The 25,913-nt window shown below is 72.1% G+C and carries 27 protein-coding genes and 1 pseudogene; 9 read left to right on the plus strand and 19 right to left on the minus strand.

Annotated elements, in window-relative coordinates; translation table 11 throughout:
* Window positions 1-48: 48 nt before the first annotated feature.
* On the plus strand, window positions 49-1,413 hold the full coding sequence (locus I6J71_RS33360) for a glutamine synthetase family protein (protein ID WP_204090481.1): 1,365 nt from the start codon (window positions 49-51) through the stop codon (window positions 1,411-1,413).
* A gap of 368 nt (window positions 1,414-1,781) precedes the next feature.
* Here the strand turns inward: I6J71_RS33360 and trpA are convergent, their stop codons facing one another.
* The 5 genes from trpA to I6J71_RS33385 form a co-directional block, all read right to left on the minus strand.
* On the minus strand, window positions 1,782-2,576 hold the full coding sequence (gene trpA / locus I6J71_RS33365) for a tryptophan synthase subunit alpha (protein ID WP_204090482.1): 795 nt from the start codon (window positions 2,574-2,576) through the stop codon (window positions 1,782-1,784).
* Window positions 2,573-3,814 carry a tryptophan synthase subunit beta gene (gene trpB, locus I6J71_RS33370; RefSeq protein WP_204097364.1) on the minus strand — a complete coding sequence of 414 codons (1,242 nt, stop codon included), beginning with the start codon at window positions 3,812-3,814 and terminating at the stop codon, window positions 2,573-2,575. The genes trpA and trpB overlap by 4 nt, the downstream gene beginning before the upstream one ends.
* Window positions 3,793-4,602, minus strand: coding sequence for an indole-3-glycerol phosphate synthase TrpC (gene trpC, locus I6J71_RS33375; RefSeq protein WP_204090483.1), 810 nt, complete (start codon window positions 4,600-4,602; stop codon window positions 3,793-3,795). The genes trpB and trpC overlap by 22 nt, the downstream gene beginning before the upstream one ends.
* A 154-nt stretch (window positions 4,603-4,756) precedes the next feature.
* Complete coding sequence (locus I6J71_RS33380) at window positions 4,757-5,263, minus strand: Trp biosynthesis-associated membrane protein (RefSeq protein ID WP_204097365.1); 507 nt, start codon at window positions 5,261-5,263, stop codon at window positions 4,757-4,759.
* 139 nt (window positions 5,264-5,402) lie between these two features.
* Window positions 5,403-6,965, minus strand: coding sequence for an anthranilate synthase component I (locus I6J71_RS33385; protein WP_204090484.1), 1,563 nt, complete (start codon window positions 6,963-6,965; stop codon window positions 5,403-5,405).
* Window positions 6,966-7,062: 97 nt separating this feature from the next.
* On the opposite strand from I6J71_RS33385, the gene I6J71_RS33390 reads away from it, so the two are divergent.
* Entirely contained in the window at window positions 7,063-7,674 is a 612-nt protein-coding gene (locus I6J71_RS33390; RefSeq protein WP_204090485.1) for a TetR/AcrR family transcriptional regulator, read from the plus strand.
* On the opposite strand, the gene I6J71_RS33395 is transcribed toward I6J71_RS33390, so the two are convergent.
* From I6J71_RS33395 to I6J71_RS33425, 8 genes and pseudogenes are all read right to left on the minus strand, one after another.
* Window positions 7,649-8,320, minus strand: a complete 672-nt coding sequence (locus tag I6J71_RS33395) for a hypothetical protein (RefSeq protein ID WP_204090486.1) — start codon at window positions 8,318-8,320, stop codon at window positions 7,649-7,651. The genes I6J71_RS33390 and I6J71_RS33395 overlap by 26 nt on opposite strands.
* Before the next feature lie 121 nt (window positions 8,321-8,441).
* Window positions 8,442-9,344 carry a DUF3592 domain-containing protein gene (locus I6J71_RS33400; RefSeq protein ID WP_204090487.1) on the minus strand — a complete coding sequence of 301 codons (903 nt, stop codon included), beginning with the start codon at window positions 9,342-9,344 and terminating at the stop codon, window positions 8,442-8,444.
* A gap of 466 nt (window positions 9,345-9,810) precedes the next feature.
* Window positions 9,811-10,128: pseudogene (locus I6J71_RS51315) on the minus strand (DUF3592 domain-containing protein); the annotation flags it as partial.
* A 59-nt stretch (window positions 10,129-10,187) separates the two neighbouring features.
* Window positions 10,188-10,550: a DUF1304 domain-containing protein gene (locus I6J71_RS33405; RefSeq protein WP_204090488.1), complete on the minus strand. Its 363-nt coding sequence runs from the start codon at window positions 10,548-10,550 to the stop codon at window positions 10,188-10,190.
* Complete coding sequence (gene hisI, locus I6J71_RS33410; protein ID WP_204090489.1) at window positions 10,547-10,912, minus strand: phosphoribosyl-AMP cyclohydrolase; 366 nt, start codon at window positions 10,910-10,912, stop codon at window positions 10,547-10,549. The genes I6J71_RS33405 and hisI overlap by 4 nt, the downstream gene beginning before the upstream one ends.
* Window positions 10,909-11,682: an imidazole glycerol phosphate synthase subunit HisF gene (gene hisF, locus I6J71_RS33415; RefSeq protein ID WP_204090490.1), complete on the minus strand. Its 774-nt coding sequence runs from the start codon at window positions 11,680-11,682 to the stop codon at window positions 10,909-10,911. The genes hisI and hisF overlap by 4 nt, the downstream gene beginning before the upstream one ends.
* A gap of 58 nt (window positions 11,683-11,740) precedes the next feature.
* Window positions 11,741-12,826, minus strand: a complete 1,086-nt coding sequence (locus tag I6J71_RS33420; protein WP_204090491.1) for an FAD-dependent monooxygenase — start codon at window positions 12,824-12,826, stop codon at window positions 11,741-11,743.
* On the minus strand, window positions 12,823-13,263 hold the full coding sequence (locus I6J71_RS33425; protein ID WP_239154067.1) for a GbsR/MarR family transcriptional regulator: 441 nt from the start codon (window positions 13,261-13,263) through the stop codon (window positions 12,823-12,825). Before I6J71_RS33425 ends, I6J71_RS33420 begins: the two co-directional genes overlap by 4 nt.
* A 41-nt stretch (window positions 13,264-13,304) precedes the next feature.
* On the opposite strand from I6J71_RS33425, the gene I6J71_RS33430 reads away from it, so the two are divergent.
* From I6J71_RS33430 to I6J71_RS33440, 3 genes are read left to right on the plus strand one after another with little or no spacing between them, the layout of a single operon-like run.
* Entirely contained in the window at window positions 13,305-13,850 is a 546-nt protein-coding gene (locus tag I6J71_RS33430) for an RNA polymerase sigma factor (protein ID WP_204090493.1), read from the plus strand.
* On the plus strand, window positions 13,847-14,797 hold the full coding sequence (locus tag I6J71_RS33435) for a hypothetical protein (protein ID WP_204090494.1): 951 nt from the start codon (window positions 13,847-13,849) through the stop codon (window positions 14,795-14,797). The genes I6J71_RS33430 and I6J71_RS33435 overlap by 4 nt, the downstream gene beginning before the upstream one ends.
* Window positions 14,798-14,816: 19 nt before the next feature.
* A complete protein-coding gene (locus I6J71_RS33440) occupies window positions 14,817-15,212 on the plus strand; it encodes a PPOX class F420-dependent oxidoreductase (RefSeq protein WP_204090495.1) in 396 nt (131 codons plus the stop codon).
* Between the two features lie 1,109 nt (window positions 15,213-16,321).
* Here the strand turns inward: I6J71_RS33440 and priA are convergent.
* From priA to I6J71_RS33455, 3 genes are read right to left on the minus strand one after another with little or no spacing between them, the layout of a single operon-like run.
* Window positions 16,322-17,053, minus strand: a complete 732-nt coding sequence (gene priA / locus I6J71_RS33445; RefSeq protein WP_204090496.1) for a bifunctional 1-(5-phosphoribosyl)-5-((5-phosphoribosylamino)methylideneamino)imidazole-4-carboxamide isomerase/phosphoribosylanthranilate isomerase PriA — start codon at window positions 17,051-17,053, stop codon at window positions 16,322-16,324.
* Window positions 17,054-17,088: 35 nt separating this feature from the next.
* On the minus strand, window positions 17,089-17,709 hold the full coding sequence (gene hisH / locus I6J71_RS33450) for an imidazole glycerol phosphate synthase subunit HisH (RefSeq protein ID WP_204097366.1): 621 nt from the start codon (window positions 17,707-17,709) through the stop codon (window positions 17,089-17,091).
* A gap of 42 nt (window positions 17,710-17,751) precedes the next feature.
* Entirely contained in the window at window positions 17,752-18,636 is an 885-nt protein-coding gene (locus tag I6J71_RS33455) for a hypothetical protein (protein WP_204090497.1), read from the minus strand.
* A gap of 380 nt (window positions 18,637-19,016) precedes the next feature.
* On the opposite strand from I6J71_RS33455, the gene I6J71_RS33460 reads away from it, so the two are divergent.
* The gene (locus tag I6J71_RS33460; RefSeq protein ID WP_204090498.1) at window positions 19,017-20,189 is read left to right on the plus strand and encodes an acyl-CoA dehydrogenase family protein; all 1,173 of its coding nucleotides are present in this window, start codon (window positions 19,017-19,019) and stop codon (window positions 20,187-20,189) included.
* Window positions 20,190-20,241: 52 nt separating this feature from the next.
* Here I6J71_RS33460 and I6J71_RS33465 read toward each other — a convergent pair whose 3' ends face one another.
* Together I6J71_RS33465 and I6J71_RS33470 are read right to left on the minus strand one after the other, a co-directional pair.
* Window positions 20,242-21,132, minus strand: a complete 891-nt coding sequence (locus I6J71_RS33465; RefSeq protein WP_204090499.1) for a transketolase family protein — start codon at window positions 21,130-21,132, stop codon at window positions 20,242-20,244.
* A 6-nt stretch (window positions 21,133-21,138) separates the two neighbouring features.
* On the minus strand, window positions 21,139-21,825 hold the full coding sequence (locus tag I6J71_RS33470; protein WP_204090500.1) for a thiamine pyrophosphate-dependent enzyme: 687 nt from the start codon (window positions 21,823-21,825) through the stop codon (window positions 21,139-21,141).
* A 53-nt stretch (window positions 21,826-21,878) separates the two neighbouring features.
* Here I6J71_RS33470 and soxR point away from each other — a divergent pair, with 53 nt between their 5' ends.
* Together soxR and I6J71_RS33480 are read left to right on the plus strand one after the other, a co-directional pair.
* A complete protein-coding gene (gene soxR, locus I6J71_RS33475; RefSeq protein ID WP_204090501.1) occupies window positions 21,879-22,340 on the plus strand; it encodes a redox-sensitive transcriptional activator SoxR in 462 nt (153 codons plus the stop codon).
* Window positions 22,341-22,380: 40 nt separating this feature from the next.
* Window positions 22,381-22,929: an RNA 2'-phosphotransferase gene (locus I6J71_RS33480; RefSeq protein ID WP_204090502.1), complete on the plus strand. Its 549-nt coding sequence runs from the start codon at window positions 22,381-22,383 to the stop codon at window positions 22,927-22,929.
* 22 nt (window positions 22,930-22,951) lie between these two features.
* Here the strand turns inward: I6J71_RS33480 and I6J71_RS33485 are convergent, their stop codons facing one another.
* On the minus strand, window positions 22,952-23,527 hold the full coding sequence (locus I6J71_RS33485) for a TetR/AcrR family transcriptional regulator (RefSeq protein WP_204090503.1): 576 nt from the start codon (window positions 23,525-23,527) through the stop codon (window positions 22,952-22,954).
* Window positions 23,528-23,734: 207 nt separating this feature from the next.
* Here I6J71_RS33485 and I6J71_RS33490 point away from each other — a divergent pair, with 207 nt between their 5' ends.
* Window positions 23,735-25,903, plus strand: coding sequence for an MMPL family transporter (locus tag I6J71_RS33490; protein ID WP_204090504.1), 2,169 nt, complete (start codon window positions 23,735-23,737; stop codon window positions 25,901-25,903).
* The last annotated feature ends 10 nt before the right edge of the window (window positions 25,904-25,913 follow it).

Genomic DNA, 25,913 nt, shown 5'->3' on the forward strand with positions numbered 1-25,913 from the left:
TCGTTGGTGGGCGACGTGAAATACACAGTGAACATCGCGGGGGCACGGATGAGCCAGCTCGATCGGGCGGAACTCGCCAGGCGGGGTGCGGACGCCGCAGCGCGGCTGGGCCGTTCGGGGGTCGAGCTGGTCGCGCTGACCTTCGTCGACAACTCCGGCATCTCGCGGGTGAAGGCGGTGCCGGTGGCCCGGCTGGCCGACGCCGCGGCGTGGGGGGTGGGCGCGTCGAACTCGTTCGACTTCTTCCTGTGCACGGACACGATCGCTCCCGGCCCGTACTCACTCGGCCCGGTCGGCGACCTCCGGCTGCACCCGGACCTCGACGCGCTCACCGAGCTCGCGGCCCAGCCCGGCTGGGCGTGGGCGCCGGCGCTGCGCTACGACCAGGAGGGTGACCCGCACCCGCAGGACTCGCGAGCGCTGGCGGCCGCGGCCGTGTCGCGGCTCGCTGCGCGGGGCTGGTCGGCGCGGATGGCATTCGAGATCGAGTGGGTCGTCGCGGACTCCGACGGGGTGCCGGTGCCCGGGCCGGCGTACGGTTTTTCCCGCCTCACCGGCAATTCCGCGTACCTGCGGGAGCTGGTGTCCGCTTTGGACAGCCAGCACGTCGACGTGGAACAGGTGCACCCCGAGTACGCGGCGGGCCAGTTCGAGCTCACGGTCGCGGCGGCCGATCCGGTGCGCGCGGCGGACGTGGCGGTGCTGACCCGCGAGACGATCCGGGCGGTCGGCGCCCACCACGGGCTGCGGGCGTCGTTCACGCCGAAGTTCGCGCCCGGCGGCGTCGGCAACGGCGGCCACGTGCACCTGAGCCTGTGGGAGGGCGCGCGCAACCTGTGCTCGGGCGGCGACGGGGAGTTCGGGCTGACCGGCACCGCCGAGACCTTCGCGGCCGGGATTTTCACGCGCTTGCCTGCTCTGCTGGCGATCGGTGCGCCGTCGGTGGTGAGTTACTTGCGGTTGGAGCCGCACCACTGGGCCGGGGCTTTCACGGCATGGGGGCTGGAAAACCGAGAAGCGCCGCTGCGGCTGGTGCGCGGCCCGGCGGGGCGGCGCGCCACGGCGGCGAATCTCGAGGTGAAGTGCTTCGACCTCACCGCGAACCCGTACCTGGTGGTGGCCGGGCTGCTGTTCGCGGGGCTCGCCGGCCTCGACGCCGGGGCGCGGTTGCCGCCGCCGATCGACGTGGATCCGGGTTCGTTGTCAGCTGGAGCCGCGGCTGCTGCGGGGGTGCGGCGGTTGCCGCGGTCGCTCGAAGAATCGGTGGCGGCGTTCGAGGCTGACGATGCCCTGAAGACGGCTTTTGGGGCGGAGCTGGCGACGACGTTGATGGATGTGCGCAGGGGTGAGCTGGCGGAGTTGGGGGGTTTGTCGGGTGAGGAGTTGTGTGCGGTGATGCGCTGGTTGCATTGAGGGGATGGCGGCTCGTCGGGCGGGGCGCGCCGCTGCGCCCGGGGTGGTTCAGGGGGACATCCCGATCTTTGATTGTGACGACGGTCTGGATCACCTTGTCCAGACGGGAAAGTGTGCCTGGACAAGGTGATCCAGACCGCGTGAAGAGCGGGGATGGAGGTGCGGGGCCGGGTCTGGGTGCCGGGCGGGTTGCGTTGTCGGGCGTGGCTGGGGTGGTGCGTTGGGTAGCCGAGGGCGGCGCGGGGTGCGCAGACGAGGCCTGGCGCACGTCACGTCGCGGGGCGGCGCGAGGTGTGCAGCAGGCGGCAGCGCAGGTTGCGTTGCCCGGCTGGACCCGAGTCCGGCCAGAGGGCATGAGACGGTTCGGATCAGGCCGGGGCCGGAGCCGTTCGGACGCCTTCCGCCAGTTCGCCGGCGAGCTTCCGGACGCCGTCGGGGCCGCCGTTGGCTGCGGCGGTGACCAGGGCGGAACCGACGATGACCGCGTCGGCGAAGGCGGCGACCTGGGCGGCCTGGGCGCCGGAGCGGACACCGAGGCCGACGCCGATCGGGAGGGTCGTGTGGGCGCGCGTGCGAGAGACCAGGTCTTCGGCGTGCACGCCGACCTGGTCGCGGGCGCCGGTGACGCCCATGACGGCCGTGGCGTAGACGAAGCCGGAGGAGGCCGCCGTGGTGAGCGCGAGGCGTTCCTCCGACGACGACGGCGCGACGAGGAAGATCCGGTCCAGGCGGTGGGTGTTCGACGCCTCGATCCACTCGCCGGCCTCGTCGGGGATGAGGTCCGGGGTGATCATGCCGAGCCCACCGGCCGACGCGAGGTCACGCGCGAAGCGGTCCACACCGTAGCGGTGCACGGGGTTCCAGTACGTCATCACCACGGCCTTGCCGCCGCGGGCGGACACCGACTCGACGACCTCGAAGAGCCGCTTGAGCTTGAATCCGCTCGCCAGCGCCGATTCGGCGGCCGCCTGGATCGTGGGACCGTCCATCACCGGGTCCGAGTACGGCACGCCGACCTCGAGCAGGTCCGCACCACCGTCGACCGTGGCGGCCAAAAGATCCTTGGAGCCGTCGATGGACGGGAAACCGGCGGGCAGATAGCCGACCAGCGCGGCCCGACCCTCCGCCCGCGTCGTCGCGAACAGGTCGTCGAGGCCGCTCACTTGTCCTCCCCGTCCACGAGCCCGAACCACTTGGCCGCGGTGTCCATGTCCTTGTCGCCGCGCCCCGAGAGGTTCACGATGATCAGGCCGTCCGGCCCGAGCTCGCGGCCGAGCACGAGGGCGCCGGCCAGGGCGTGAGCCGACTCGATCGCCGGGATGATGCCCTCGGTCCGCGACAGCAGCCGGAACGCGTCCATCGCCTCGGCATCGGTGACCGGCCGGTACTCGGCCCTGCCGGAGTCCTTGAGCCACGCGTGCTCCGGGCCGACGCCCGGGTAGTCGAGGCCGGCGGAGATGGAGTGCGACTCCACCGTCTGGCCGTCCTCGTCCTGCAGCAGGTACGACATCGCGCCGTGCAGGTTGCCCGGGCTGCCCTTGGTGAGCGTGGCGCCGTGGCGGTTGCCGTCGATGCCCTCGCCGCCCGGCTCGAGCCCGACCAGCCGCACCGACGGGTCGTCGTAGAAGCCCGAGAAGATGCCGATGGCGTTGGACCCGCCGCCGACGCACGCGGCGACGGCGTCGGGCAGCCGGCCGGCCTGCTCGAGGATCTGGGCGCGCGCTTCCTCGCCGATGACCTTGTGGAAGTTGCGCACCATCATCGGGAACGGGTACGGCCCCGCGGCGGTGCCGAACAGGTAGTGCGTGGTGTCGGCGTTGGTGACCCAGTCGCGCAGCGCCTCGTTGATCGCGTCCTTGAGCGTGCGCGACCCGGTCTTGACCGGCACGACCTCGGCGCCGAGCAGCTTCATGCGCGCGACGTTGAGCGCCTGGCGCTCGGTGTCGACCTCGCCCATGTAGACCAGGCACTCGAGGTCGAGCAACGCGCACGCGGTGGCCGTGGCCACGCCGTGCTGGCCCGCGCCGGTTTCGGCGATCACGCGCTTCTTGCCCATGCGCTTGGTCAGCAGCGCCTGGCCGAGCACGTTGTTGATCTTGTGCGAACCCGTGTGGTTGAGGTCCTCGCGCTTGAGGAACACGCGGGCGCCACCGGCGTGCTCACCGAAGCGCTTGGCCTCGGTGAGCAGCGACGGACGGCCGGCGTACTCGTTGAGCAGCCGGCGCAGCTCGCCGGTGAACTCGGGATCGCGGCGCGCCTTGTCGTACTCGGCCGCGACCTCGTCGACGACGCCGATCAGAGCTTCCGGCATGAACCGGCCGCCGTACGGGCCGTAGTAGCCGTGCTCGTCCGGGTCGTGCTTGCTGTGCTCCTGCCCGGTCACCGCGACGGCCTCGGGCAGGCGGGGTGCGAACCGGCCGTGACGAGCTTCACCAGCGCTCCCTTGGGGTCGCCGGAGGCCACCAGGCCCTCGCCGACCAGCACTGCGTCGGCGCCCTGACCGGCGTACGACATGAGGTCGCCCGGGCCGCGGACACCGGACTCGGCGACCTTGAACACCTCGAACGGCAGGCCGGGGGCGAGCCGGGAGAACACGTCGCGGTCCACTTCGAGCGTGTGCAGGTTGCGGGCGTTCACGCCGATCACCTTGGCGCCGGCCTCCAGAGCGCGATCGGCCTCTTCGGCGTTGTGGATCTCCACGAGCGCGGTCATGCCGAGCGACTCGACGCGGTCGAGCAGCGCGGCCAGCGCGTTCTGCTCCAGCGCGGCGACGATCAGCAGCACCATGTCCGCGCCGTGCAGGCGAGCCTCGTGCACCTGGTACGGGCTGACGATGAAGTCCTTGCGCAGCACCGGAACGTCGACGGCGGCGCGCACCGAGTCGAGGTCGGCGAGCGAGCCGCCGAAGCGGCGCTGCTCGGTGAGCACGCTGATCACGCGCGCCCCGGCGTCCTCGTAGTCCTTCGCCAGCGCGGCGGGGTCCGCGATCGCGGCCAGGTCGCCCTTGGACGGGCTGCGGCGCTTCACCTCGGCGATCACGCCGATGCCCGATTCCTTCAGGGCGGCCATCACGTCACGGGGCGGCGCGGACTTCGCCGCGCGGGCCTTCAGCTCGTCGAAGGGCAGCGCGGACTCGCGCGCCGCGAGGTCCTCCCGCACACCGGCGACGATGTCTTCGAGCACGCTCACCGGGCAACCCCACCCGACGGTGAAGTCATCGATCCATTCGCAAGGTCGCTCACAAAAACCTTCCCCTTCCCGCCGAAACGATGCTAACCCCCGCTCTGAGACCCGCCCGTCCCGGGTGCACGCCTTGCTCCGAATGCCCTGCGGCACCCGGCGTTCACCTGCCCGCGGTGGGGTCCTCGCCCTCGGAAAGCGCCTCCCACAACTCGGTGTCCGGATCACGCCGGACTCGCTTGGCACCCGGCGCGGCGTAGCGGGCACCGAGCCGCCGCGCGGTCCCGGCACCCTTGACGGCCGCCAACCCCGCGACGACGAGAAGAATTCCGCCCAGCACCGCCAGACCCCGGCCGAGCAGCAGCTCCGCGACGGGCAGCCCGGGCGCCCAGCCACTGAACTTCACGCCGTTCACGCCGGTCCAGACGCCCGCGAGCCCGGCCAGCGCCAACACCACGCCGAGGACGCGACGCGCCCAGCCGCCGGTGGCGATCACCCCCGCCACGCCGGCCAGCGCTAGCAGGGCCAGCGGCACCAGAGCGGTCGCGCGCTGCTCACCGTCCTCGGTGTAGAGCTTCACGCCGAGCACGCCCTCGTCGCGGAACTCGGCGTACCAGGCGAGCTTTGAGGCGCCCCACAGCGCGAGGGCACTGAGGAGCAAGCCGATGATGATCGTCCACAGTGGACGTCGAGCGGGCTTCGCCGCGGTTTCCCCCGCGCCGGCGGGCGTTTCCGCGCCGGACCGCGCCGAACCGGCTGGTTGCGGCGTTTCCGGCTCCGGCGGGGTGACGCCGGGTGGTTCGGGTTCGTCAGACACCGGCGGAGTCCTCGGCCGGGTCGAGTTCGCCCGCGGGGACCATGGTCTGGGCCGCCGCGACGGCCGAGAGCACGGTGCGCGCCTTGTTGAGCGACTCGGTGTCCTCGTAGTCCGGCACGGAGTCGGCCACGACGCCGCCGCCGGCCTGCACGTACGCGACGCCGTCACGCATCAGGGCGGTTCGGATGGCGATGGCGGTGTCCGCGTCGCCGGCGAAGTCGAGGTAGCCGACGACACCGCCGTACAGCGCGCGGCGCACGGGTTCGAGCTCCTCGATCAGCTGCATCGCCCGCACCTTCGGCGCACCCGAGAGCGTGCCGGCCGGGAAGCAGGCGGCGACCGCGTCGAACGCCGTCCTGCCCTCGGCCAGCTCGCCGGTGACCGTGGACACGATGTGCATCACGTGGCTGTAGCGCTCGATCTGGAAGAAGTCGACCACGTGGACGCTGCCGGGGCGGCAGACCTTGCCGAGGTCGTTGCGGCCGAGGTCCACGAGCATCAGGTGCTCGGCGCGTTCCTTCTCGTCGGCCAGCAGGTCCTTGGCCAGCTGCGCGTCCTCCTCCGGGTCGGCGCCGCGCCAGCGCGTGCCCGCGATGGGGTGCGTGGTGGCGCGGCCGTCGCGCACGGTGACCAGCGACTCGGGGCTGGACCCGACGATGTCGAAGCCCTCGAGGCGCAGCAGGTACATGTACGGGCTGGGGTTCGAGGTGCGCAGCACGCGGTAGACGTCGAGGGCGTCGGCACCCGTCTCGATCTCGAACCGTTGCGAGGGCACGATCTGGAAGGCCTCGCCGGCCTTGATCGCTTCCACGGCCTTGTCGACGGCGGCGTGGAAGTCCTCCTCCGTCCGGCGGCGCGTGAACTTCGGCGCGGGCCGGTCGAACGTCGCGACCGTCGGCGGCGCCGGCACGCGCAGCTGCTCGGTCATGGCCGAGAGCCGCCGCAGCGCGTCGTCGTACGCCGCGTCGACGCGTTCCGGCGAGTTGTCCCAGTTGACCGCGTTGGCGATCAACGTGACCGTGCCCTCGTGGTGGTCGAACGCCGCGAGGTCGGTGGCCAGGAGCATGGTCAGCTCGGGGATGTCGAGGTCGCGCTCGGCGAGCTCGGGCAGCTTCTCCAGCCAGCGCACGGCGTCGTAGCCGATGTAGCCGACCATGCCGCCCGTCAGCGGGGGCAGGCCGGGCAGCGGCTCGGTGTGCAGCGCTTCGACGGTGGCGCGCAGCACCTGCAACGGGTCGCCGTCGGTCGGCAGGCCGACCGGCGGCGTGCCGGTCCACCCGGCCCGCCCGTCGCGCACGGTCAGCGCGGCCGGGCTGCGCACGCCCACGAACGACCAGCGCGACCACGACTTCCCGTTCTCGGCCGATTCGAAGAGGAACGTGCCGGGACGATCGGCGCCGAGCTTGCGGTAGATCCCGAGCGGGGTCTCGCCGTCGGCGAGCACCTTGCGCACCACGGGGATCACGCGGCGGTCTTCGGCGAGAGCGCGGAACTCCGCGCGGGACGGGCTGACCGGGCCGGGCCCCGCGGGCTTGCCGGCTGCTGAGCTGACCATAGGGGCCATTGTGCCGCGCGGGCCTGGACCGGCCATGGGCGGGCTCTGAATTCAGCACCCGTTGAATTCGAGGTGGCCAGGGTTCATAGTGGACACCGTGACCACCGAAGACACTACCTCCCGCAGGCGCGGCCGGCGCCCGGCCGGGCAGGACACCAAGACGGCGCTGGTGGAGGCCGCGCGGGCGGTGTTCGCGGAGAACGGCTACGAACGTGCGACGGTCCGCGCGATCGCGGCCCGCGCCGGCGTCGACGCCGCCATGGTCAACCACTGGTTCGGCGGCAAGGAGGGCCTGTTCGCCCAGGCCGTGTTGAAACTGCCCTTCTCGCCGATCGACCTCGTGGCGCCCCTGCGCGACGGGCCCGACGAGCAGTTCGGCGAACGCGTGGTGCGCACGTTCATCACCCGCTGGGACGGCGCGGGCGGCGACACGTTCCAGGCGCTCGTCCGCAGCGTCGCCGGCCACGAGCTCGCGTCCACCGTGCTGCGCGAGTTCTTCTCGAAGTTCTTCACCGAGCTCATCGGCGGCCTGGGCTCCGACCACGGCGCCCTGCGCACCACGCTGTGCGCCTCGCAGCTCGTCGGGCTCGGCGTCATCCGCTACATCGCCCGCTTCGAACCCATGGCGACGGCCGAGGTGGAAACCCTCGTCACGGCGATCTCGCCGACGATCCAGCGCTACCTCACGGGCGACCTCGGCCTCGGCTAGCGTGTCCACGGCCCGCACGTCGACCAGGTCGAACCCGGGGACGAGCGGCACCATGCGGGTGCCCGCGCGGCGACGAAGCCCCGCCGCGCCCGGAGCCGACCCGCGCGTACGCACGGGAGAGGCCGAGGACCGGCCACAACCACAGGCGGCTGCCGTCGGCGAACGTGGCGCGGGCGACGCCGGGCTCCCGGAAGTCGAACCGGGCCGGGCGCCACCCGGTTCGCCGCACGGTGTGCCGGCGCCGCCACCACCGCACGGCGAACCCGACCGCGGTGCTCAGCCCGAGCACCCCGGTCAGGGTCAGCCCGCTCGCGATCGCCTCCCCGTCCGGGTCGAGGACGTCGTCGTCGGGGTACCACACGACCGCCTGAGCCGCCTGGTCGTAGGTCACGAGCACCCGGTCGCCGGGGACGTGGTACTCCCCCGGCCGCTGGCCCGGGATGGTGCGGTACCGACCGCCCGGGCTGGAGTAGTCCAGCTCGAAATACCCGCCCTCGAGCCGGACGACGTCGCCGTAAACCGTGAAGTCGTTGCGGTGCACCAGGACCGCCTGCGCCCGCGCCACCTCGAACCGGTTCACGCCGGCGGCCCACACCCCGACGCACCCGACCGCGATCTCGAGCCACAGCGCCACCCGGCCCGCCATCCGCTGGAGGCCCGCGCCGCGCCGTCGGGCCGCGCGTCGTGACCGGGTGGCAACCACGGTTCGTCGTCCGGCGGGACGCGGTCCCGCGCCGGGCGCCCTCGTTTGCCCGTCGCGCGGCGGCTCACCGCCCGGTCCACTTCGCACCGCGCGGGACGCGCAGCGGGACCGCGTACGGGGCCGGGCCGCGGGGACCGTGCGCCGGCACCAGCACCAAACGCCGGCCTTCGCCCGCGACCCAGGCCTCGAACGGGCCCTTGCGCAGGAACGAGTACCGGCCGCGCACCGCCGCGACCGTCCTGGCGACCAGGTGGGCGCCGCCGGGGAAGTCGAGGCGCAGGAGGTGGTAGCCGCCTGAGGAGTCGAACACCTGCGCTGTCACGGGTTCCCACCCCTCGCGGCGCGCCACGCGCCGCCGGTTGGCCCACCCCACCGCGTACGCGGCCAGCCATGGGAACACCATCAAGGCGACGAGCGTCGGGACGACGACGAAGCCGATCCAGACGTCGCTGAGGTTCTCCTCGTCCTCGGTCCGCACGTGTCCGGGGTCCGCCGGGTCGTAGTAGACCCGCACGGCCTGGCCGACCGTGTAGTCGGCGCCGGAGTCGCGGTTGATCTCCTGCTGCTCGTACACGTCGCCGGCGAGGAAGGCCACGGTGATGCTCGGCGTCCCGTGCCCGCTCACCGGCGTGTGCACGGCCACGACCTCGCCCCGCGCCGTGGAACCGTTCTCCAGCAACCAGTCCGACGAGGTCAGCAGCGGCGTGATCCCGACCGTCGCCGACGGGATCGCCAGGAACCACAGCGTCGCCGCCACGACCGCGCGCCAGAACCGGCGGCGCAGCGTCCGGTCCCACTCCGCGGGAGCCGCCGGGCCGCGGCGCGCCCGCTCGCGCTGGGCCAGTTCGTGCCGGTGCACGCGCTTGCGCGCACGCCCGGCCGGCTTCGGGGCGGGTAGGAGCGGTTCGCCGTCTTCGGCAGCCCGCTCGGGTCTGCCGCCTTCTTCGTTGCTCGTCCCCAGATCCATCTGCTGAGCGTACGGCTGCGAAATGCCGCTCCACCAGCGAAAAGTCTGCGATGGAGAACACCGGGCCGGAAGGCAACCGAACGGCCGTCGCCGGCGTGTTGTCTAGTCCTGTGCCGGCGGGTCGACGACCCGGGCGGGCGGGTGTACACCGACCGGCCCGCGTGGCTGGGCGGCACCGGTGCTGCCTCGGTGATCCTTGTCCGCCACGGTCGCGGCGAAGCCGGAGGAAGCGGGCGCCGTGGGTGGACGGCGCGGCGCACAGGCGGACGGTTTCGCCGGACGCCAGGCGCACGTCCACGTACGGCGGGTTGAGGCTGGGCCCGCGGCGCACCGTGGGAGGGGCGAGCGTGACAGTGGCCATCGCCTCGCGCCAGCCCGTGCGCCGCACCGCGCGGTGCCGGAGTGACCAGCCGGCCACGGCCGCCGCGGCGACGAGCGCGCAGCCCTCCCTCCGGCCGAGCCCGAGCCACGCGAAACCGAGGCCGGTGTCGTTCAGGCCGTCCTCTTCGATGGTGCGCACCCGCTTGGGGTCGGCCGGGTCGAACACCACCGTCACTCGTTGCCCCGGTGTGTCGGCCGCCGGGGAACTCCGATCGATCCGTTCGGTGACCTCACGGTCGCCGGCGGAAAACGCGACGACGATCGACCGCGGGCCCTTGGCCGGGCTGTCCACGCCCACGACGGTGCCGGGCACGCGAGTACCGGTCACGAGAAGATCGTCCGCCGCGTGGAGCACGCCGAGCAGGCCCGCGGCGAACGCCGGGCCCCAGAGTCCCGTGAGCACCCACGCCCGCCTGGCAAAGGCCCGCAGCCGGGCCGTTTCGCGGGTGAGGTCGACGCCGTTCAGCGGGCCAGCAGCAGGAACACCAGCGCCAGCACGCCCGGCAGGACCTGCACCAGCAGGATCCGCTTGGACGCCGTTGCGGCGCCGTAGAGGCCGGCGACGATCACGCAGGCCAGACCGTAGAGCTTCAGCTGGAAGCCGGTGGGGTCGGTGGCGATCAGGCCCCAGATCAGGGCGGCCGCGAGGAAGCCGTTGTACAGGCCCTGGTTGGCGGCCAGCGCCTTGCTCTCCCGCGCGAAGGGCTCGGTGGTGCCGAACGCCGCGCGGGCGCGCGGTGTCGTCCAGAGGAACATTTCAAGCACCACGATGTAGACGTGGATGAGGGCGACGAGCCCCACCAGCACGTTCGCGACCACCGTCACCGGCTGTTCTCACTGTCGTCGGCCAGGAGCAGGCGCTCCGCGGAGTCGAAGCAGGTGTGGGTGCCCGTGTGGCAGGCCGGGCCGGTCTGGTCCACGCGCAGGAGCACTGTGTCACCGTCGCAGTCGATCCGCACCTCGCGGACGTGCTGGACGTGGCCCGAGGTCTCGCCCTTCACCCACAGCTCCTGGCGGCTGCGCGACCAGTACGTGCCACGCCGCGTGGTGAGGGTGGCCTCCAGGGCCTCGTCGTTCATCCAGGCCATCATCAGCACGTCGGAGGTCGAGTGCTCGACGACGACCGCCGCGATCAGGCCGTCGGAGTTGCGCTTGAGCCGCTGGGACAGGGTCGCGTCGAGGGTCATCGGACGACGACCCCGCCGCCGCGCAGAGCGTGCTTCACGTCGCCGATCTTCAGCTGTCCGAAGTGGAACACGCTGGCCGCGAGCACCGCGTCGGCGCCGGCTTCGACGGCGGGCAGGAAGTGCCCGACGGCGCCCGCGCCGCCGCTGGCGATCACCGGCACGCGTACGGCGCGCCGGACCAGCTCGATGAGCCCGAGGTCGAAGCCGGACTTGGTGCCGTCGGCGTCCATCGAGTTGAGCAGGATCTCGCCGACCCCCAGCTCCTCGCCGCGCGCGGCCCACTCGACCGCGTCGATGCCGGTGCCGCGGCGGCCGCCGTGGGTGGTGACCTCGAAGCCCGACGCCGTCGGCTCGCCGCCCTCGGGCACCCGCCGCGCGTCGACCGACAGCACGATGCACTGGGCGCCGAACCGGCGCGACGCCTCGCGCAGCAGCTCCGGGCGCGCGATCGCGGCCGTGTTGATGCTCACCTTGTCCGCGCCCGTGCGCAGCAGGCGGTTCACGTCCTCGTTCGACCGCACGCCACCACCGACGGTCAGCGGGATGAAGACCTGTTCGGCGGTGCGGCGGACCACGTCGAAGGTGGTCTCGCGGTTGCCCGAGGACGCCGTGACGTCGAGGAAGGTCAGCTCGTCGGCGCCCTCCGCGTCGTAGAGGCGGGCGAGCTCCACCGGGTCGCCCGCGTCGCGCAGGTCGGCGAAGTTCACGCCCTTCACCACCCGGCCCGCGTCGACGTCCAGACACGGGATCACCCTCACCGCCACAGCCATGCCACCAGCGTAGCCGTCCACCTGCGACGGTCCGCCCGCCCGGTCACAGCGCAGGCGGTCAGAAGATGGGCGGTGCCCAGTCCCACAGCGGGGAGGCCTGGCGGCGGATGACGGACGCGGGCATCACCGGCACCGTCACGGCCAGCAGGAAGTGCAGCCACCACGCCGACGACGTGTCGGCCGCGGCCTTCCCGCGCGCCTGCTTCGTGACGTACGCCGCGCGCGGCCGGCGCGCCGAATCGTAGGCGGCCAAGGCGTCGCCGACGGAGGCGGCGCGCAGGGAGGCGGCGAGCACCACGGCGTCCTCGATCGCCTGGCACGCGCCCTGTCCGAGGTCCGGCGGCACGGCGTGAGCCGCGTCACCGAGCAGCGCGACGCGGCCGCTGGTGAACGCGGGCAGCGGGTCGAGGTCGAGGATGTCGTTGTGCAACACGGCCTCCGGCCGCGTCGCCGCGACGAGGTCGCGCGCCTCGGCCGGCCAGTCCGCGACGCGGCGCGACACCTCGGCGTGCTCGTCGGGGTACGTCACGCCGGGCGTGGACTCGGCGGCGCCGAGCGCCCAGCACGAGCGGTCGCCGGGCAGCGGGTGGATCATGAAGTACGCGCCGCGCCCCATCGTGAAGCTGCCGCGCACCGGGGGTCCCGCACCGGGTTCGGTGACGCCGCGCCAGCACGTGTAGCGGAAGCCCGGCGCGGGCGCGGCCGGGAAGAGCCGCCGCCGCAGTCCGCTGTACACCCCATCGGCCGCGACCACCACGTCGGCGTCCACTTCGGACGGATCGGTGACCTCGGTTCCGGTGTGGAGCACGCTTTCCGGCAGCTCGGCCAGCAGCGCGCCGTGCAGTTCGGCGCGGTGGAACGCGGCCAGTGGCTCGTCGCGGCCGGCCCGGAAGCGCCGCAGGTACCGGCCCGAGGACGTGCGCAGGGTGCCCGTGACCTCCGACGGAGCCGAATGCTTCCGCACGCGTTCGCCGACGCCGACCGCGTCGAGCGCTCGCATCGCGTTGGGCGCCAGCGACAACCCCGCGCCTATCTCGCGCAGCTCGGGCGCGCGCTCCAGCACGGCGACCTCGTGTCCCGTGCGCCGCAACGCGATCGCGGCCGTGAGGCCACCGATCCCGCCGCCCACCACCACTGCTTTCATTCCGGCTCCCCAGCTTCTCGAAAGGTTTCGGCCAGCCACGCGAAGGCGGCGTCGGCGCTGCGGACCCGAGCGGCGCGGCCGCCGTCGCGTTCGAGCAGCTCGATGCCCGCGCGCGTGATGTCGCGGAACGACCCCAGCGTGGCGATGCGGCGGCGGATCACGCGCTGCCAGGCGTCGTCGTCCACGCGGTAGTACGCGGTGCGCTCACCGCGGCCCGCGCGTTTGCCGACCAGCCCGGCGTCGACGAGCAGCCGCAGGTTCGTGGTGAGCGACGCGCGGCTCGCGCCCACCGCCTCCGCGAGCTGCGCGGCCGACTGCTCCGGCGGGTCGCACGCCATCAGCCGGCCGAGCACACGCCCGGCGATGGGTGGCAGGCCGTACTCGCGCGTGAGGAAGGCCGCGACCCGCTCGACCCATTCGCGCACTTCGCCGCCCATGAGTGTCAGCATAGGCTAGTCACGACTGAAATCGGCTCGCGATGCATCAGAATGGTGTAGTCGCGCGTCTGAAGGACGTGACCACCAGCTTCGACGAGTTCGTGGCGGAGCGCCTCGACGGGCTCCTGCGCTACGCGACCGTCCTGACCGATGATCCGCACCTGGCGCAGGACATCGTGCAGGACGTGCTGCTGCGAGCCCAGGAGCGCTGGGCGAAGATCGAGTCGGCGCCCACGTACGTGCGGCGGATGGTCACCAACGAGTACCTGTCCTGGCGGCGGCGCGCGATCCGGCGCGTGGTCCCGTCGAGCCACGAGGTGCTCGACGCGATCAGCCCGCCGGAGGCCGACCTGTCGACCGCCTACGACGAGCGGGACGAGATGCTGGCCCGCCTCGCGACGCTGCCGCGCAAGCAGCGCGCGGCGCTCGTGCTGCGCTACTACGAGAACTATTCCGACGAGGAGATCGCCGAGGTGCTGCGCTGCGGGACCTCGACCGTGCGCAGCCAGATCTCGCGCGCGCTGGGCACGCTGCGCGCCGCCGTGCACCCCTTGCCCACCGCCCTGACCACCGGAGCCGGAGAATGAGCCAGCCCGAGCACGACACCGAGACGTTGCTGCGCGACAGCTTCGAGCGGCTCGCCGAACGCGCTCCCGGCGGCCGTGAGGTCCGCACCGCGCTGGTCCGGGCGCGGCAGTCGCGCCGGCGCCGGTCGCGGCTGGCGCTGGCCGCGGTGGCCGCCGCCGTGGTCGTGGTGACGGTCGGGGTGTCGGTCGTGGTGGGCTCGGTGCCCGACGAGAAGGTCCCCGCCGCGGCGGGCCGCCCGGTGCTCGGCTACTCGCCCGGCTGGCTGCCCGACGGGTTCACCGAGCAGTACCGCTCGGCCGGGCCGGGCACGACGCCGCAGGTGCGCCGCTGGTTCGCCGGGCCGAGCCGCATCGAGCTCTCGGCGTTCTCGACGGCGGATCCCGACTGGTCCGCGACGGCCCTGCGCATCGCCGCGCTGCCCGCCCAGATCGTGGTGCACGGCCGGGTCGCGATGGTCACCGGCTCGTCGACGTCCGCGGTCCTGACGTGGTCCCCCGACGACACCCACGTGCTGCGCGCCGAGGTCGACGCCGTGCCCGCCGCGCGCGAGGTCGCCCAGCGCATCGCCGAGGACGTCACGACGGACGAACCCCACCGCATCCACGGTGAAGCCCGTTTCGGCCCCCTGCCCGACGGCCTGCGGGAAGCCGCGACCACCGTCAGCGGCGCCACGCCCGCCGACGGCACCACGACGCTCGAAGCGCGCAACTCCACGTCGTCGGTGCAGGCCACGGTCGGGCCCGCCTCCCCGGGCCTGGGCGGCTCGGTCCCCGTGACGATCCGCGGCGGGTCCGGCGCCGCGCGGGCGGACCTGGTCACCGCGCGGCTGCCGTCAGGCCGCTGGCTCACCGTCTCGGGCAAGCTGCCGCGCGCCGACCTGGTCGCCGTCGCCGACGGCGTGGTCCTCGACCCGGACCCGGACTACGACTGGCTCGGCCAGGCCTGACGCGGACTACTGTGGACACATGCCGACGGAACTGGACCGCCTCGCGGCCGAGAAGTACGTCGTCCTCACCACCTTCCGCCGCGACGGCCGCGCCGTGCCCACCCCCGTCTGGTTCGCCCGTGACGGCGAGGAACTGGTGGTGTCGTCCGAACGCAAGGCAGGGAAGGTCAAGCGCATCCGCAACAGCGCCCGCGTGCAGCTCCAGCCGAGCAACTTCCGCGGCCGCACCCACGGCCCCACGGCAACCGGCACCGCCCGCCTCCTCGACGACGCGGCCAGCGAACGCATCCGCACGGCGATCGCCCGCCAGTACGGTTTGGTGGGGCGGGTGACCATGTTCTTCAGCCGCTTGCGGGGCGGCCCCCAGCGCACGATCGGCATCGCGATCAGGCTGGAAGAAAAGGCCGCGGGCTAGGCGGAGAGCCGCGGCGCTGTCGGGCGTTGGGTTGGGGGCCCGCGGCGGCAGGCGCTGACGGGGGTTGTCCGAAGTAGATTGGTCCACCGGGTTGCCGAGTGGTGGACAAATCGCCTCCGGCCTCGCTCCGAGGCGATTTTGTCGGTGGTGGCCGAGAGAATGGAGATGGGACGCCCCTTTTTTGGGAGGCGGTTTCCAGCGGTCGTTGTGACACTGTTGGTCGTGGCCGGTGTCGGGTGACTGTGTCCTGTGTTCGTCGGGGCTGTCCCAGTCGGGGGTCGTGCGAGGGCGGTCGTTGAGCGCGGCCGCGACCGCGTCCAGGTGCTCAGCGGTGTGGGCGGCGAGTTCGGTGCTCTGGGAGGTACTGGCGGAGCGGCTCGTGGGTGTTCTCGTTGGCTGCGGTGCCACGGCGGGTGCGGGTCGCAGAAGTGGGCCGGCGTGCTGGTGGCCGGTGTGTACTGGCGGTGCAGGTGCCTCTCGCTGCCGTGGTCCCGGGTCAACGACCGCCGCAACGGGTCAGGCAGTGTCGCGATCTTCGCAAGCCGAGCATCACCGACCAGCGTCGGGGTGTGGCCGTGGGGCGGGTGCAGCAGCATCAACCACCGGTGCCGCAACCACGGCAACAGCAGCCCGCCGGCATTTCGCGGTCCGGTAGTGGATCCCGACCCACCGCGCTCTTCCCCGGTACCCACACCCGCTTCCACCAGCGCGAAACAGGCCGCCCATTCCCCGGGCACCCCTGACCAGACCCTCGAGATCCGCCCCCGACCCCGGTCGCGTTCCGATCTGGACATCCACGCAACTCCCGAACAAACCCAGGTATCGCAGCCACACATAGAAGCCGCCGGAGGGCGGGGGTTTGTCCGGTGAGTTCTGGGGTCTGGCGCAAGCACACCGAAGCGAGCCCGACCCCCGCCTTGCGCTTCCCAACCCAGCCGGCGGCGCCTACGCAATCTCGAGCCCACACCAACCCACGCGGCCACGACGGCCGATCTACGCCAGGCCCAAGCACCCGAACTCGGCCCTGCACGTCGATCCCCGCTGTTCACAATCAAAGATCGGGGTGCCCCCGGCGCAACAGCGCGACGAGCCGCCCGCGCATCACAGAATCAGCGAACCGCGGCCAACGCCTCCGGCAACGTGAACGCCCCGGCGTACAACGCCTTCCCCACGATCGCGCCCTCGACACCATCGCAGGCCAGCCCGGCGAGGGCCCGGAGATCATCCACACTGGACACCCCGCCGGAGGCGATCACCGGCGCGTCCGTCCGAGCCGTCACCTCCCGTAGCAGGTCCAGGTTCGGCCCGCGCAACGTCCCGTCCTTGCTCACGTCCGTGACGACGTACCGCGCAGCCCCGTCGCGGTCCAGCCGCTCCAGCACCTCCCACAGATCCCCGCCGTCGGACGTCCACCCGCGCGCCGACACCCGGTGCCCGGCGTCGCTGATCCGCACGTCCAGCCCGATCGCCACGCGGTCCCCGTAGGACGAGACCACCTTGGCCGTCCACTCCGGGTCCTCGAGCGCCGCCGTCCCCAGGTTCACCCGGCGGGCACCCGTGCCGAGGGCGGCCTCCAGCGACGCGTCGTCGCGGATGCCCCCGGACAGCTCGACCTGAACGTCCAGCCGGCCGATCACCTCCGCGAGGAGGGCCCGGTTCGAGCCCTTGCCGAAGGCCGCGTCGAGGTCCACGAGATGGATCCACTCGGCGCCGTCGCGCTGCCAGGCCAGCGCCGCGTCGAGCGGGCTGCCGTAGGACGTCTCGGTGCCGGCCTCGCCCTGCACGAGGCGCACGGCCTGGCCATCGGCCACATCAACTGCGGGAAACAGCGTGAAAGTCACGGCGACAGCCTAGAGCGGCCAGAACGCGAAGGAAGCTACAGGGTGTCGAGCCAGTTGCGCAGCAGCTTCGCGCCCGCGTCGCCGGACTTCTCGGGGTGGAACTGGGTGGCCCACAGCGGGCCGTTCTCCACGGCGGCCACGAAGTCCTCACCGTGGTTGGCCCAGGTGACCTTCGGCTGCCGCCCGGGCAGGCCCGACTCCAGCTCCCACTTGCGCGCGGCGTAGGAGTGCACGAAGTAGAACCGCTCGGCCGGGTCGATCCCGGCGAACAGCTGCGAGTCCACCGGCGCGCGGACGGTGTTCCAGCCCATGTGCGGCAGCACGTCGGCCTGCAGGCGCTCCACCGAGCCGGGCCACTCGCCCGTGCCCTCGGTCTCCTCACCGTGCTCGACGCCGCGGGCGAAGAGGATCTGCATGCCCACGCAGATGCCCAGCACCGGACGCCCGCCGGCGAGGCGCTTGCCGATGATGCGGTGCCCCTTCACGTCGAGCAGCCCCGCCATGCACGCGGAGAACGCTCCCACCCCGGGCACGACCAGCCCGTCGGCCTCGACCGCGGCATGCGGGTCGGCGGTGACCTCCACCTCGGCGCCGGCGCGCGCGACGGCGCGTTCGGCGGAGCGGAGGTTGCCGGAACCGTAGTCGAGGATCACCACACGAGACACCCCACCAGCCTAGTCCCGGGGCGGGAGCGCACGTCAGCGGCGGCGCAACGAGTAGACGTCCGTCACGGTGTTGCACGGCGCCGGCGGCACGACCTCCACACGCAGAGTCCCCGTGGGCGGGTCGTAGTCCACCCCCTCCGGCGTGAACGCGCCGGAGCAGGTGCTCGACAGGGGCAGCTGCCCGAGCTCCTTCACGTGGGCCGTGAGGTCGTGCCCGGTCACCGCGTGCGGCAAGTCGACCTGCAGGAGCTGGTAGCTCGTCGGGTACAGGTCGTCGGTGGAGTCCGACGTCGCGCACAACAGCCGGGCCGGGGACACGAAGTCGCAGCCCTGGGCCGACCGGACGGTGTGATCGAGGTGGATGCGCGCCGCGAGCGGCAGGTCGCCGGCCACGCGCGGAGCGCGGCGGTTGAGGAACGGCGTCGGTGAGACGTACAGCTGCGTCGCGTCACCCAGCGCGCCCGAGACGAGCCATTGGCCGTCCGGGGTCACGGCGACCTGCGCGTTGGCGTTGGCCGCGGGCTCGCCGGGCTGCAGCGGGTGCACGAACTCCGTCGTCTCCCCCGACGGCGAGGTGACCAGGTACATCTTCGACGCCGGCGGGTTCGTGACGGTGTCCTGGTAGACGTCGAATGTGTAGCCGCGCAGCGAGTCGGGGTCGCCGACGTGGCCCCAGCCCTCGTCCTTCAGCGCTTGCGGGATGGTGGTGCCGTTGCGGTAGACGAGCTGTGGGGCCTGCCCCGGCAGCCGCAGCGTGGTGATGCCCTCACCGCTGATCGAGTTGGCGACCGAGGTCTTCCCGACCACTCGCCAGCCGGCCGGTGAGCCCGCCGGGCTCGCCGACGCGAGGCTCGCGCAGCCCAGCACAGCGGCCGCGGATAAGGCGAGTGCTTTCGCCGCCGTCGTCAACAGACGCATGGTTCGCTCCTTCGCGAACGTGACCTTGGCGGCGGCTCGCGAATTTTTGCACGCGACCCCGTTTCACCCGAGCCCCGTTGGGGTATTCACCCGTTCGGCTGAGGCACCGCCGGTGCCCCCGGACCCCCGGAAGAGGACGAGATGTCCGAGTCGGACCTCCTCTGCCAGATCTTCGATGCGTGGCGTGACGACATCAACAGCGTCCCGTTTCCGCAGTTCACGGACCTGGTGATTCCCCTGCAACCTTCGCGGGCCGAGGTTGACTCATGTCGCTCTCGTGACGCTCGCAAAGAGAACGTGATGAATCCCACGAGGTGGTACGGCCGCCATCTGTGATTTCCTGCTGGCACCGCATCGCCGCGAGCCAGTAGGAGCAGCCGATGAGCACGACCCCGGACCCACACGATTTCCTCGACCTCGACGCGGCCCTGTCCGAGGAGGAACGGGCCATCCGGGACGCAGTGCGGGACTACGCACGCGACCAGCTTCTCGACCACGTCGCCGACTGGTACGAGTCGGGGTCGCTGCCCGCGCGTGACCTCGCGAAGGGCTTTGGCCGGCTCGGCCTGCTGGGCATGCACCTCGAGGGCTACGGCTGCGCCGGCACGAGCGCGGTGGCCTACGGCGTCGCGTGCCGGGAGTTGGAGGCGGTCGATTCGGGGCTGCGCAGCTTCGTCTCGGTGCAGGGCTCGCTCGCGATGTTCGCCATCCACCGCTGGGGCAGCGAAGCGCACCGCCAGGAGTGGCTGCCGAAGATGGCCGCCGGCGAGGCGCTCGGCTGCTTCGGACTCACCGAACCCGACGCCGGCAGCGACCCGGGCAGCATGCGCACCCGCGCCGTGCGCGACGGCTCCGACTGGGTGCTCACCGGCACGAAGATGTGGATCACCAACGGCACGGTCGCCGACGTCGCGGTGGTGTGGGCGCAGACCGACGAGGGCATCCGCGGGTTCGTGGTCCCGACGTCGACGCCGGGCTTCACCGCCAACGAGGTGAAGCACAAGCTGTCGCTGCGCGCGTCGCTCACGGCCGAGCTGGTGCTCGACGGCGTACGGCTGCCCGAGTCTGCGGCCTTCCCCGAGGTGCGTGGCCTGCGCGGTCCGCTGTCCTGCCTCAACGAAGCCCGCTACGGCATCCTCTTCGGGGTCGTGGGCGCCGCCCGCGCCTGCTACGAAGCCGCGCTGGACTACACGCTCTCGCGCGAGCAGTTCGGCAAGCCGCTCGCCGGTTTCCAGCTGACCCAGCGCAAACTGGCCGACCTCCTCGTCGAGGTGAACCGCTCCGGCCTGGTGGCGCTGCAGATCGGCCGGCTCAAGGACGCCGGCTCGCTGCACCACAACCACGTGAGCTTCGGCAAACTCGCAAACGTCCGCTCGGCGCTCGACGTCGCCCGCACCGCGCGGTCGATGCTCGGCGCCAACGGGATTTCGCTGGAGTACCCGGTGATGCGGCACATGGCGAACCTCGAGACAGTGCTCACGTACGAGGGCACCGAGGAAATGCACGCGCTGTCGCTCGGCCAGGCGGTGACGGGCATCGCCGCGTTCCGCTGATCCACTGAGGACAGCAGGCCCGCCGGCACCCCCAGCGCCGGCGGGCCTTTCGTCACGCGCGGAAGAAGTCCTTGAGGGACAACGCGATCGAGCCCGCGTCGAGACCGTGCGCCAGGTCGTGGTCGGCGCGCGTGCCGTAGGTGCGCACCTCGGTGTCGCGCAGTGTGCCCAGGGACAGCAGGCGGTGCGGGACGTCGATGAGCGCTTGGCTCACGTGGTGCGCCGAGGTGCCCTTGAGGTACGGCTCGACGAGCACGACGTCGGCGACGTCCCCCACCGCGGCGCGCAGGCCCGCGGCGTCGAACGGGCGGATGGTCGACGCGTACAGGACCGTGACGTCGAGGCCTTCGGCCGCCGCGAGCGCGCGGTCGAGCACCGGCCCGACGGCGAGCACGACTCCGCGCGTGCCGGTGCGGATGCGCTGGAACCCGACACCGAGGTGGGGTTCGGCGTTCCGGTCCGCCGAGAGCCGCAGGTACACGCGGCTGTCGCCGGGCACCGAGTCGAGGAGCAGGCGCCGGGCTTCGGCCGGGTGGCCGGGCACGTGGACGTACCAGCAGGGCAGGGAGTCGATGAGCGCGACGTCGCCCGGTGACTGGTGCGTGCGGCCGTCGGCGGGCATGTCGTAGGACGCGCCGTAGGACACGAGCACCGCGCCGGCGTCCTGGTGGCCCAGGTCGAGCTTGATCTGCTCGAACGCGCGCTCGACGAGGAACGCCGAGAAGGTGTGGACGATCGGGCGCAGCCCGGCCAGTGCGAGGCCCGCGCCGGTGCTCACGAGCAACTGCTCGCGGATGCCGACGTTGACGACCCGGTCCGGGTGGCGGCGTGCCGCGCCGGCGAGCTGGGCGGCGGAGATGTCGGCCAGGACGACGGCGACGTCCGGGTCGGCGTCCACGATCTCCTCGGCGGTGGCGAGGAACGTTTCGCGCATCGACAGCATCTTTCGTCAGCCCTTCGGTTCGACGACGGCGACCACGGCGAGCGGACGCCCCGGGTGTGCGGTGGTGAACGCTTCGTGGAGCGCCTCGTGGTCGCGGCCGGACACGGTGCGCGTGGCCCAGCCCTCGACCTCGAAGCGGCGGGCGATGCCGCCGGGCCAGCCGTGCGTCGACGACTGGTTGTCGACGACCACGGTGGTCAGGTTCTCGAGCCCGAGCCGCGCTCCGACGACGATGGCTTCGGAGCTGGAGCCCTCGTCCAGCTCGGCGTCACCGACGAGCGTCACGACGCGGCCGCCGTACCCGCGGGCGCGCACGCCGAGCGCAGTGCCGATGGCGATGGGCAAGCCGTGGCCGAGGGAACCGCTGGAGATCTCGACGCCGGGCGCGCGTTTGCGGTCGGGGTGGTGGCCCAGGCGCGAACGCGCCGACGACCAGTCGGCGAGTTCGCCTTCGCCGAGGAATCCCTTGGCCGCCAGGACGGCGTAGTAGGCCATGGGACCGTGCCCCTTGGACAGCAGGAAGCGGTCACGGGCCGGGTCGCAGAAGGTCTCGGGCGAGATGGCGAGCACGCGGTCGTAGAGCACCCAGATGACGTCCACTGTGGACTCGGCGGCGGCCTGGTGCTTGTCGTCGCCCGTCATCAGCGAAATCAGCCGGGGCAGATCCGCGTAACCCGTTGCTGTGGTGGTCATGCGTCCACCGTGCAACCTCGACCAATGTCTAGGTCAAGCGCTAACCTGGACCAATGACGAGGTTGGCGGAACACTTGAGCATCGGACAGGTCGCCGAACGCAGCGGCGTGCCGCACACGGCGCTGCGCTTCTACGAGGACAAGGGGCTCATCTCCTCGGAGCGTTCGGCGGGCAACCAGCGCCGTTACCCGCGCTCGGCGCTGCGGCGGATCGCGTTCATCCGCGCGGCGCAGCGCGTGGGCCTCTCGCTGGAGGACATCAGCAACGCACTGGCCACCCTGCCCGCCGACCACGCCCCGACGAAGGCCGACTGGGCCCGTCTTTCCCGCGAGTGGCAGCACGAGCTCGACGCCCGCATCGACGCCCTGCAGCGCCTGCGCGACCGCCTCACGGGCTGCGTCGGGTGCGGGTGCCTGTCGCTGCGCAGCTGCAGCCTCTACAACGCGGACGACGAACTGGCCCGCTTCGGCCCCGGCGCGAGCAAGCTGCGGCCGGTCTCGGAGGGCGGAATCTGAGTTGCCCCGCCGCCCCGGGTTGTGGTCTCTGGTCCGTGACATGAACGAGAAACACCTGACCCGCGTCTCCAAGCGCCTGTCCCGCCACCTCCGCCACGATCCGGGTTCTCTGGGGCTCGTCCTCGACCCCGCCGGCTGGGTGTCCGTCGACGTGCTGCTGGCGGCCCTGCGGGAGCACGGGTTCGGCGTGACGCGCGCCCAGCTCGACGAAGTGGTGGCGCGCAACAACAAGCAGCGCTTCAGTTTCGACGAAACCGGCACGCGGATCCGGGCCAACCAGGGCCACAGCGTCGAGGTCGAGCTGGGGCTGGCAGTGGTCGCGCCACCCGCGATGCTTTACCACGGCACGGCGTCGACGACCGTGCCCGTGATCTTCACCGAAGGCCTGCGGCCCATGCGCCGCCACGCGGTGCACCTGTCGGCCGACGTCGAAACGGCCCTCAAGGTCGGCGCGCGACACGGCCGTCCGGTGGTGCTGCGAGTCGCCGCGGGCGAAATGGCCCTGGCCGGGCACGAATTCCAGCGCAGCGACAACGGCGTCTGGCTGACGGCCGAGGTCCCGCCGCCGTACCTGACGCTCGACGGCTGAGGAGCCCTTCACCGCCGGCCGCTCAGTCCCAGTGGCGCCGCGGACGGCCGAGGAGCCGGCGCCCGACGTCCACGAGCTCCCGGCGCAGGCTCTCGTCGTCGAGGTGCGCGATGTCGGGCGACCCGCCCGTCATGGCGAGGCCTGTGAGGGTCACCAGTGCCGACACGCGGGACGAGATGTCCGGATCGGGGCCGGCGAGGATGTCGATGAGGGCGTTCTTGAAGCCCTCCATGCCACGCGTCGAGTTCTCGATGGCGCGGTTGATGCCGGGGTCACTGGAGAACAGCGCGACGAGAACGCGGTGGCGCACCACGAGGTCGACGAACCCGTCGAGCAGGTGGTCGACCTGGGCGCCGCGGCGGCGCTGGGTGGCGGCTTCCGACACGAGGGCGTCGAGCTCCCGGATGGCCGGCGCGGCGACAGCCTCCGTGATCTCCGCTTTCGTCTTGAAGTGGTAGTACACGGCCGCCTTGGTGACCCCGAGCGCGTCGGCGATCATCTGCAGCGACGTGCCCTCCACGCCGTGTTCGGCGAACAACTTCAGCGCGGTGCCGAGCAGCCGCGTCCGAGTGTCCTCGGCCGGGACGGCGGTAGTCATCGTTCCTCCTCGTCAAGCGGGGGAAGCGTACGCGACAACCTGCCGATCGGCAAACGGAGTTACTTGCCGATCGACAAGTGAATCTCTAGCCGTGCGGCTAGTCACATACTTGCCGATCGGCTTGGCATCCTCCTTGCCGATCGGCTAGCTTCGGGCTCACTGGTTCGTGTGACGGAGGCCCGATCCGGGCGAAACGGAGAAAGACTCGTGGCGACATTCCTGTACCGGCTGGGCCGGTTGTCGTTCCGGCGCCGCGCCCTCGTCTCGGCCGTGTGGGCAGCCGTGCTGGTGGTGCTCGGCCTCGGGGCGCTCACGCTGTCCGGCCGGCTTTCGGACTCGGTGACGATCCCCGGCACGGAGTCGCAGCAGGCGATCGACCGGCTCCAGGAGAAGTTCCCGCAGGCCGCGGCCGGTGGAGCGCCCGCGCGCGTCGTGATCGCGGCGCCGCCGGGCCACACCGTGACCGACGCCGGAGGCAAGGCCGCGGTCGAGTCGACGGTCGCGAAGCTCAAGAACGCGCCCAAGGTCGCGGGGGTTGCCGACCCGTACCAGGCGAAGTCGGTCTCACCCGACGGCCGCGTCGCACTGGCCCAGGTGAGCTACCAGGTCAAGGGTTTCGAGCTCACGGACAGCGACCGCCAGGCGCTGCTGGACAGCGGCAACGTGGCCGAACAGAGCGGTTTCGAGGTCGAGTTCGGCGGCGACGCGGTGCAGGCGCTCCCCGAGACCGGCGCGACCGAGGGTCTCGGCGTGGCCGTGGCGGCCGTCGTGCTGATCATCACGTTCGGCTCGCTGCTGGCCGCCGGTATCCCGCTGCTGACCGCGCTCGTCGGCGTCGGCACCGGCATGGCGGGCATCTACTTCGCCTCCGCCGGGCTCGAGCTGAACTCCAACACTCCGGTGCTCGCGCTGATGATCGGGCTCGCCGTCGGCATCGACTACGCGTTGTTCATCGTCTCCCGGTACCGGCACGAGCTCAGCCTGGGGCGGGATCCGGAGGAAGCAGCCGGACGCGCGGCGGGCACGGCCGGGTCCGCCGTGGTGTTCGCCGGCCTCACCGTGATCATCGCGCTGGCCGGGCTGACCGTCGTCGGCATCCCGTTCCTCGGCCAGATGGGCATCGCCGCGGCCGCGACCGTCGCGATCGCCGTGCTCATCGCCCTCACGCTGCTGCCGGCCGTGCTCGGCTTCGCCGGGACGCGGGTGCTCAGCAACCGCATCCGCTTGCGCCGCAAGCCCGTCGAGCGGTCACACGGGGAACGCTGGGCGCGGTTCGTGGCCCGCCACCGCCTGCCCGTGCTGCTGACCGCGCTGGCCGGGCTGATCGTCGTCGCGATCCCGGCGCTGAGCATGCAGCTCGGCCTGCCCAACGACAGCACGGCCGCGCCGGAGTCGACGCAGCGCAAGGCCTACGACCTCGTGAGCCGTGGCTTCGGCGCCGGCGCCAACGGCCCGCTGCTCGTCGTGGTCGACACCGGTCCGAACCACGACCCCGAGGGGCTCGAGCAGGCTGTCGCGGGCATCAGCACGCTGCCGGACGTCGCGGCCGTCACGCCACCGCGCGTCAACGCCGCGGGCGACACCGCGCTGCTGACCGTGATCCCGAAGAGCGGCCCGAGCAGCGAGCAGACCGAGAACCTCGTGTCGGCGATCCGCGCGCAGTCCGGGCCGCTGCACGAGACGACCGGTGCGAGCCTCGCCGTCACCGGCCAGACGGCCGCGAACATCGACGTGTCCGAGAAGCTCTCCGACGCGATGCTCCCCTACCTCGCGTTGATCGTCGGGCTCGCGTTCCTCCTGCTGATGCTGGTGTTCCGCTCCATCGTGGTGCCGCTCAAGGCGACGCTCGGGTTCCTCGGCTCGGTCGTCGCGACGTTCGGCGCCGTGGTCGCGGTGTTCCAGTGGGGCTGGCTCACGGACCTGCTCGGCGTCGAGTCGACCGGCCCGATCATGAGCATGCTGCCGATCCTGCTCATCGGTGTCCTCTTCGGACTCGCGATGGACTACCAGGTGTTCCTGGTGACGCGGATGCGCGAGGAGCACGTGCACGGTGCCGATCCGCAGGAGGCCATGGTCACCGGCTTCCGGCATGGTTCGCGGGTGGTGACGGCGGCGGCGCTGATCATGATCAGCGTGTTCGCGGGCTTCGTGCTGGCGGAGTCGACGCTGATCCAGTCGATCGGGTTCGCGTTGGCGTTCGGGGTGCTGGTCGACGCGTTCATGATCCGGATGACGATCGTGCCGGCGGTGATGTCACTGCTCGGGCGCGGCGCGTGGTGGCTGCCGCGGAAGCTGCACAAGGTGCTGCCGAACGTGGACGTCGAGGGCAAAGGCCTCACGAAGGCGCTGGCAGAACGCGAGCCGGTCCGGGTGTGAGGCAGGGCGC

Origin of the sequence: Amycolatopsis sp. FDAARGOS 1241 (assembly GCF_016889705.1) — a bacterium.
In the GTDB taxonomy this organism is placed as follows: Bacteria; Actinomycetota; Actinomycetes; order Mycobacteriales; family Pseudonocardiaceae; genus Amycolatopsis.

Bases quoted from the DNA above. Each gene is read 5' to 3' on its own strand.
- I6J71_RS33360 (WP_204090481.1), top strand. From the start codon at position 49: ATGAGCCAGCTCGATCGGGCGGAACTCGCCAGGCGGGGTGCGGACGCC.
- I6J71_RS33385 (WP_204090484.1), bottom strand. From the start codon at position 6,965: ATGGTCAGCTCAGCAGCCGGCAAGCCCGCGGGGCCCGGCCCGGTCAGC.
- I6J71_RS33395 (WP_204090486.1), bottom strand. From the start codon at position 8,320: ATGGCGGGCCGGGTGGCGCTGTGGCTCGAGATCGCGGTCGGGTGCGTC.
- I6J71_RS33400 (WP_204090487.1), bottom strand. From the start codon at position 9,344: ATGGATCTGGGGACGAGCAACGAAGAAGGCGGCAGACCCGAGCGGGCT.
- hisI (WP_204090489.1), bottom strand. From the start codon at position 10,912: ATGACCCTCGACGCGACCCTGTCCCAGCGGCTCAAGCGCAACTCCGAC.
- hisF (WP_204090490.1), bottom strand. From the start codon at position 11,682: ATGGCTGTGGCGGTGAGGGTGATCCCGTGTCTGGACGTCGACGCGGGC.
- I6J71_RS33420 (WP_204090491.1), bottom strand. From the start codon at position 12,826: ATGAAAGCAGTGGTGGTGGGCGGCGGGATCGGTGGCCTCACGGCCGCG.
- I6J71_RS33425 (WP_239154067.1), bottom strand. From the start codon at position 13,263: ATGGGCGGCGAAGTGCGCGAATGGGTCGAGCGGGTCGCGGCCTTCCTC.
- I6J71_RS33430 (WP_204090493.1), top strand. From the start codon at position 13,305: ATGCATCAGAATGGTGTAGTCGCGCGTCTGAAGGACGTGACCACCAGC.
- I6J71_RS33435 (WP_204090494.1), top strand. From the start codon at position 13,847: ATGAGCCAGCCCGAGCACGACACCGAGACGTTGCTGCGCGACAGCTTC.
- I6J71_RS33440 (WP_204090495.1), top strand. From the start codon at position 14,817: ATGCCGACGGAACTGGACCGCCTCGCGGCCGAGAAGTACGTCGTCCTC.
- I6J71_RS33455 (WP_204090497.1), bottom strand. From the start codon at position 18,636: ATGCGTCTGTTGACGACGGCGGCGAAAGCACTCGCCTTATCCGCGGCC.
- I6J71_RS33460 (WP_204090498.1), top strand. From the start codon at position 19,017: ATGAGCACGACCCCGGACCCACACGATTTCCTCGACCTCGACGCGGCC.
- I6J71_RS33465 (WP_204090499.1), bottom strand. From the start codon at position 21,132: ATGCTGTCGATGCGCGAAACGTTCCTCGCCACCGCCGAGGAGATCGTG.
- I6J71_RS33470 (WP_204090500.1), bottom strand. From the start codon at position 21,825: ATGACCACCACAGCAACGGGTTACGCGGATCTGCCCCGGCTGATTTCG.
- soxR (WP_204090501.1), top strand. From the start codon at position 21,879: ATGACGAGGTTGGCGGAACACTTGAGCATCGGACAGGTCGCCGAACGC.
- I6J71_RS33480 (WP_204090502.1), top strand. From the start codon at position 22,381: ATGAACGAGAAACACCTGACCCGCGTCTCCAAGCGCCTGTCCCGCCAC.
- I6J71_RS33485 (WP_204090503.1), bottom strand. From the start codon at position 23,527: ATGACTACCGCCGTCCCGGCCGAGGACACTCGGACGCGGCTGCTCGGC.